General features: G+C 63.3%; 6 protein-coding genes and 1 tRNA gene. 4 read left to right on the forward strand and 3 right to left on the reverse strand.

What is annotated here, in order from left to right; all coding sequences use genetic code 11:
• A partial coding sequence (locus VGO12_RS02455) for a S1 RNA-binding domain-containing protein (protein WP_327494974.1) occupies window positions 1-748 on the forward strand: 748 nt, incomplete at its 5' end.
• A 144-nt stretch (window positions 749-892) separates the two neighbouring features.
• Here VGO12_RS02455 and VGO12_RS02460 read toward each other — a convergent pair.
• Window positions 893-2497 carry a hypothetical protein gene (locus VGO12_RS02460; protein WP_327511160.1) on the reverse strand — a complete coding sequence of 535 codons (1605 nt, stop codon included), beginning with the start codon at window positions 2495-2497 and terminating at the stop codon, window positions 893-895.
• A gap of 381 nt (window positions 2498-2878) precedes the next feature.
• On the opposite strand from VGO12_RS02460, the gene VGO12_RS02465 reads away from it, so the two are divergent.
• Window positions 2879-3208 (forward strand): DUF6665 family protein, encoded by a 330-nt coding sequence (locus VGO12_RS02465; RefSeq protein WP_327511161.1) that lies wholly within the window; start codon window positions 2879-2881, stop codon window positions 3206-3208.
• Window position 3209: 1 nt separating this feature from the next.
• Here VGO12_RS02465 and VGO12_RS02470 read toward each other — a convergent pair whose 3' ends face one another.
• Complete coding sequence (locus VGO12_RS02470; protein ID WP_327511162.1) at window positions 3210-3968, reverse strand: hypothetical protein; 759 nt, start codon at window positions 3966-3968, stop codon at window positions 3210-3212.
• Between the two features lie 148 nt (window positions 3969-4116).
• The gene (locus VGO12_RS02475) at window positions 4117-4674 is read right to left on the reverse strand and encodes a BA14K family protein (protein WP_327511163.1); all 558 of its coding nucleotides are present in this window, start codon (window positions 4672-4674) and stop codon (window positions 4117-4119) included.
• A gap of 463 nt (window positions 4675-5137) precedes the next feature.
• Here VGO12_RS02475 and VGO12_RS02480 point away from each other — a divergent pair, with 463 nt between their 5' ends.
• Window positions 5138-6571, forward strand: coding sequence for a phosphomannomutase (locus VGO12_RS02480; protein ID WP_327511164.1), 1434 nt, complete (start codon window positions 5138-5140; stop codon window positions 6569-6571).
• Window positions 6572-6648: 77 nt separating this feature from the next.
• A tRNA-Leu gene (locus VGO12_RS02485) sits at window positions 6649-6735 on the forward strand.
• Window positions 6736-6768: the final 33 nt, after the last annotated feature.

Below are 6768 nucleotides of genomic sequence, written 5' to 3' on the forward strand. Positions count from 1 at the left end.
GAACGTACACCCCGGCAAGATCCTGTCCACGAGCCAGGAAGTCGACGTTGTCGTTCTCGAAGTCGATCCGACCAAGCGTCGTATCTCGCTCGGCCTCAAGCAGACGCTCGAGAACCCGTGGCAGGCATTCGCGCATAGCCATCCGGCTGGCACCGAAGTCGAAGGCGAAGTCAAGAACAAGACCGAATTCGGCCTGTTCATCGGCCTCGACGGCGACGTCGACGGCATGGTTCACCTTTCCGACCTCGACTGGAACCGTCCGGGCGAGCAGGTCATCGAAGAGTTCAACAAGGGCGACGTCGTTCGCGCAGTTGTTCTCGACGTCGACGTCGAGAAGGAGCGCATCTCGCTCGGCATCAAGCAGCTCGGCAAGGATGCAGTCGGCGACGCCGCTGCTTCGGGCGAACTGCGCAAGAACGCCGTTGTTTCGGCCGAGATCATCGCGATCAACGATGGCGGCATCGAAGTGAAGCTCGTGAACCACGAAGACATCACCTCGTTCATCCGTCGCGCTGACCTGTCGCGTGACCGTGACGAACAGCGTCCGGAGCGTTTCTCGGTTGGTCAGGTTGTCGACGCTCGCGTCACCAACTTCTCCAAGAAAGACCGCAAGATCCAGCTGTCGATCAAGGCTCTGGAAATCGCTGAAGAGAAGGAAGCCGTTGCTCAGTTCGGTTCGTCCGACTCGGGCGCTTCGCTCGGCGACATCCTCGGCGCGGCTCTGAAGAACCGCCAGAACAACGAGTAATCGTTGCCTGACGTCTGAATTGAAGAACCCGCGGAGAGCGATCTCCGCGGGTTTTTCTTTGGCGCAACATCAAAAATGCCGACGGTTCCGACGCAGGTGCACGACGCTTGAAGGTGTCGCCCAGGACCGGTGCCGTCCGGCCCTTCAGCCAAGGCCACCGAGCATGCGGTAGAGATCGTAGGCATCCGGTGCTTCAGCAACCTCGCCCTCGGAAAGAGCGTCGCCGGTTGTTGCACCCTCTTCCTCGCGCTCCCCGTCCGCCTCCGCACCTTCGTCCTCGCCGGGCGCGTCTTCGCCCGACCCGCCAGGCATTCCGCGCGGGAAGTCTTCCGCCTCGGCCGTATCCCCGGCGGCGGGCGGATAGGGGAACAAGGTGAAAGGTATGGCTTCGCGTGGAAGACCGTTTTCCACCAGTCGGGCGATGACCTGCTGCATCGTCTGCTCGTCGGCAGGCCGCTGCGGGCGCGTTTCCAACGCCGCGCGCTGGCTCGCGTTCGCCTCTTCGGCCGGGTCCTCAAGCAGCGAGGGCAGGGCGCCGGAGCCATGCGCAACCTCGCGCTGGCGGGCGGCCGCATCGGCACTGCGCGTGGGCGTGCCCGTATCCTTGCCAGGGCCCTCAGACGGCACGTCTGCCGCTTCGGTCTGCTGCTCGCCCGTCGCCGCCTCGGCGTCGGTTACACCCCCCGGCAGGGCCACGCTGTCGCGGATGAGCGTCTTGATCGCGTCGGAGAGCACGCGCGGCGCACGGCTATCCTGATCGCCACGAGCAGCCGGGAGCCCCGGTTTCCGGTCGTTGTCCTCTTCGGCATCGGGCAGGGGGCCGTATGTTCCGTCCGGATCCGGATCGTTCTGCGCGTCCGCCTGCTCCATTTCTGCGTCCGCCGTGCTTTCCGGCAGGGGGTCGGCGCTCTCTTCGCTCGCCGCCTCGATCGCGCCGCCATGCCCGGCGTCGATATCCTCGGCCACCTCGTCTGTGATCGGTTGAGGGAGTGCGGAGACCTCCTCGATTTCGCCTTCGCCGCCGAGGAGGGCGGCGGCATTTTCAATACCTGAGCCGTCTGCCGGTGCGGGCTTGCGAGTGTCCACCCGCACCTCGTTTCGATCCGCCGGTTTCCCGCTCATGCCTTTCGATGGCGCCTCGGCGGTTCCTGTCCGCTCCAGATCGTCCCCTTGAGGATCAAGCACTTCGTTGCCGACGCCGAAGGTCTTGCGCAGCACGGCCTGCAGCAGCGCGACCTCGCCGGCAACGGGTGCACGGGCCGCGGCCGGATTGAACGGCATTGCCGGCTGGAGCGACGGGTTGCGCAAGATGACGTCGCGCGATTGGGCCGGCATCGGTGTCACTGTGGCGGCCGGCGCGGACGATGTGCTGCGGATCGCCGGCAGTTCGGCAAGCAGGCCGACGCGGATGGCCAGGCTGCGGCCTCCGAGCTGGCGCTCCAGCAGCAACCGGTCGGGGGCGGGCATCGATTCCAGAAAGGCGACCAGGCGCCGGACGAATTCCCTTCCGCCTTCCTGCGGCAGAGGCGGGAACTTGAGGATGCGGGCGAGATCCTCCATCAGCCGCACCAGCGCATCCTTGGACAGGATCTCGCGGCCCGAGAGGTGCCTGGTCAACGCATCGAGGATTTTCTGGATGGCCTCGCCGCGCTGGCTCGCCGACAGGGGTGTGGCCACCTGCAGTGTCTTTGCGCTCGCATCCTCGGCGGAGGCAGCAGCGCTTCGGGCCATCTGGATGGGTATCAGCATTCTGGTCTCCATCTCGCTTGCCTCAGGTTGACCAATCGTCGTTGACCGACGAACGCGGGTGGTTTCCGAGCCTCGGACTGTTTCCGGCTCGCTTGCGAACGCATCTGCTTAACGTGCGGGTTGGCGCTTCATGCGCGTCATGGCTCATGGGCCAGACAGCCGCGGCTCGGCCGCGGAGCGGGGAATCGGCATGATGTCCAAGGTTAAGGCAAAGTGGTTTATGAAATCTTAACCATGTTTGCCGCGCGCCCGATCTTGCATGCGGCCGGGCGCGGGGTCATTCTCATGCTCAGGGGTCGCCCCTTCATCTGGCGCGCCGTGGTCCTTCGTATCGGATGGCAGCGTGTTTTTAGCGGCGATTTCAGGCAGCAGGAGTTGCGGATGACAGTTCGCCCGCCAAAGGACCTCAGTCCGACCTTCTCGACCTCGGGCGCCCTTAACGTGCTCGAATACGAACTGATGTCGGAACGGGCCGATGCGCTCGGCCGACATGGGCTGAAGGTGGAAAAGGCTCTCGCTGCTCTCGCCGGGCTCAAGGACGAGGCGCCAACTGACCAGCGCGAGCGGCTTCTCGACGAAGCGGCCGATGCGGTCTGGGCGTTCTTCATCCAGCGTGAAATCTGCGGCCTGCGCGACAGCCGCGATGCGGTTCACCGCTATGGTATCCCCAAGGCGGTCATGGCGCGCCTTGGGATCGTGCGCCGGCAGTAGCTCAGCTGCCGAGGGCGGCGAGGCTGTAAAGGCCGTTGTCGTCGAAGCGCACGAGAGCGGTCTGCGTGGCCTCCCGTCGGTCGGCGATGGCCTCCAGCTCTTCCTCGAGACGAAGCGTGTGGACCTGCTGCTCCCGTTCTTCCAGCGACTGCTTGTCGGTGCTGCGGGTCGGGTCGTTGCGCAGGCTTTCGAGCGTGGCTTCCTCGAACGATCCGGGCGCGGCGGAGCCCTCCAGTCGATCGACGGCCTTGGCGGCCTGCGCCTGGCTCTGAACGGCCCCGTCGCTGGTCTCGCCAAGGGCTGCCTTCAGCAACTCGTTTTCGCGGCCAGCCGGGTTTTTCAGCGCCTGTATCAGGTCACTAAGAGAAATGCCGAACTTGCCGAGCCCAAGCTCCTTTTCGATCTTGTCGATCACATCCGGCTTCAGATCCGTCAGCCGGGTTTCGACTTCCCTTGCAAAGGCAGCATCGGATTTGAAGTTCTCCCGGTCCAGGTCGAAGAACTTGCCGACTTCGCGGATGAGAACGGCCCGGTTGTTGCTGGCGTCGCCCCGATCGTGGTCAAAGAAGTAGGCATTGATCTTGTCGTTGGCGGCCTTCAGCGCATCGTCGGACCTGATCTGCGCCTTCAGGATCTTGTCATCCTTCGGGCCCTTGGCCTTTTCCTCTTCCTCCGCCTGCCGCTTCTCGATGTCCTTCAGGACCGAGCCGACCAGAGTGGTCGTTGCGGTGGCAGCCGATTGCTGGGTCGGAAACAGCATGTCTCATCCTGGCAGCGTTGTGGAACGTTGCCAGAACGGTAAGTCGTCGCGGTTAATGGCGGCTTAACCGGAGCATCGCCTGAAACTTGGCCCAGCCAAGGGGCGGATCGGGCGATGCGGCCATGCCGCACCATCGCCCGAAGTCTGGCTATCGGTAGGGCGAATAGCAGATCTTGTACACGCCGCTATAACTCAAGAACCGGTTGGTCGCCGGATTGTAGGAGCGATAGCGCGACTGGCACCAGCTGACATGCGAGCCGCCACCGACATAGCGGTCGCGGTAGTAACCGTTTCCGCCATAATAGCGACGATTGTAGTCGTAGCGGTTGTAGCCGTAACGGGGATAGTAGTTGTAGCGCGGATAATAGCCGTAGCGCGGGTAGTAACCGCCGTACCCGCCGTAATAGCCTCCGCCATAGTAGCCGCCGGTGCCGAAGGAGAAACTCAGCCCTGAGCCGTAATAGGGCCGCGCCCAGCCTCGCCGGTAATAGGGTCCCCATCCGGAGCCCCAGCCGCCGCCCCAGTAGCGTTGGCGGTAATATTGTACATTCTGGACGTCGCCCTGGACGTCGCCGTGTGCCTTGCTCTCTTGTGCCTTGATCTGAAGGTCGGGCCCCCGCAGTGGCATGGACTGAACGGGGCCGGCGGTCATCACGGAGGCGGCGGCCAAAGTCCAGCCGATAACGAAATTGCGAAATCCCGTCATTTTGTCCTCACTTTCGGAAGGCGCTGCCTTCCGGTTGTGTCCCTGGGCGTATTACGTGTTTTTTTCTTGGTTTATTCATGGCAGGCGGCCCGCGGTTTGCGCCTTCGTGAACCCCGGGCGTCCCATTCACGCGCCGCCCTGCCTGCTTGCGTGTCGTCCTGCACGCCAAGGTTTCCGTCGCGCCCCGAATTTCTCTAGGTTCTTCGACACGCGCAACGGTGGCTGTAGCACTTTGAAGTGGTGCATGTTTTTGTCCTTCAATCGGCTACGATTAAAGGAAACATGCACTACAGCGCCGCGCGTTTTACCAGACGCGCAAAGGTCGCCGTAGCACTTTGAAGTGCTGCATGTTTTTGTCCTTCAATCGGCTACGATTAAAGGAAACATGCAGTAGGATGCGCTCGTCCTTCGGTCGTGTCACCCGTGATTCTCGCCGATCGTCTCGATGCCAGCGGGGAATGGTATGCAATTGAAATTTGGGACCAGCGGCCTGCGTGGTCTTTCCGAGGAGCTGAAGGGAGAACCTTCCGCCCGTTACGCCACGGCATTTGCGCGGCATCTCCTCACATCCGGGGTGAGCAAGCCGGGGGATGCAATCCTGATCGCCCGCGATTTTCGCCCATCGAGCCCGGAAATCGCCGCCGTATGCGCCGCGGCACTCGCGCGCGAGGGCCTGCGCGTGCTCGATTGCGGCACGGTGCCGACGCCGGCGCTGGCGCTCTATGGCCTGGCAAACGGAGCCGCCGGATTGATGATTACCGGCTCGCATATCCCGGCCGACCGCAATGGCATCAAATTCTATCGGCCGGATGGCGAGATCGACAAGGCAGACGAGACGGCGATCAGCCGCATGGCCGGTGAATTGGCCGGCACGATCACCCCGGTCGCTGGTGCCGGCATCGGTGAGGATCATTCCGCTGAGGCGGCAGGCCTTTTCCTGGAACGGAACCGGCAGCTGCTGCCGGCGGGATCGCTTTCCGGACTCAAAATCGGCGTCTACCAGCACAGCACGGTCGCTCGCGATCTGCTCGTCGAGATCCTCACCCTCTTTGGCGCTGACGTCGTCGCCCTCGGGCGCTCGGAGCACTTCATTCCTGTCGACACCGAGGCCGTTTCTTCAGAGACCATCGAGAAGCTTCAAGCCTGGGCCCGCGAGCATCGGCTCGACGCGATCGTATCGGCCGATGGCGACGGCGACCGCCCGCTGGTCGCCGACGAAAATGGCTTGCCCCTGCGCGGCGATCTCCTGGGGTTGATCGCCTGCCGCTTTCTCGGTGCGACGCTTGCCGTGACGCCTGTGACTTCGAATTCGGGCCTGGAGAGAAGCAAGGGGCTTTCGATCCTGCGCACCCAGGTCGGCTCGCCCTTCGTGATCGCCGGCATGCAGCAGGCGTTGGCCGAAGGCGCGCGCAAGGTTGCCGGCTTCGAGGCCAATGGCGGGACGCTGACGGCAAGCCCGTTCGTCGTCAATGGCAGAGAGCTTACCGCATTGCCCACCCGTGACAGCTTCCTGCCTGTCGTCGCCGTGCTGGCCGCGGCCGTTGAGGCGAGGCTCCCGCTGTCCGTGCTTTCGGCCTCCTATCACCTGCCCGTGGCGCTCAGCGACCGGCTGGAAAACTTTGCGATCGAAACCAGTTCAGGGCTGATGGGTCATCTGCGCGGCGGCCAGGCCAATCTCGCCACCTTCCTGGCGCCGATCGGCCGTCCGCAAGCCGTGAGCGACATCGACGGGCTGAGGGTGACGCTCGACGGCGGCCGGATCATTCATTTTCGTCCCTCCGGAAACGCGCCGGAGATGCGCTGCTATGTCGAGGCAGAGACACTGGAGGCGGCCGAAGTCCTGCTCGCCGCCGGTCTATCCACAGTCCGCCAGTGGTCTGAATTGGCTTCGAACTGAGTTTTTTGCATTCCGACACGAAAACTTCAAAAACCCTGTTGACACTTCGGCCCGGTCCTTTTACACCCCCGCTCGTCGCCCAGATGGCGGAATTGGTAGACGCGCCAGCTTCAGGTGCTGGTACTCGAAAGGGTGTGGAGGTTCGAGTCCTCTTCTGGGCACCAAATTCCCAAGCCAAGTCTTTGACTTGGTTTTGA

The sequence above is a fragment of the Ensifer sp. genome (assembly GCF_035999135.1).
In the GTDB taxonomy this organism is placed as follows: domain Bacteria; phylum Pseudomonadota; class Alphaproteobacteria; order Rhizobiales; family Rhizobiaceae; genus Ensifer.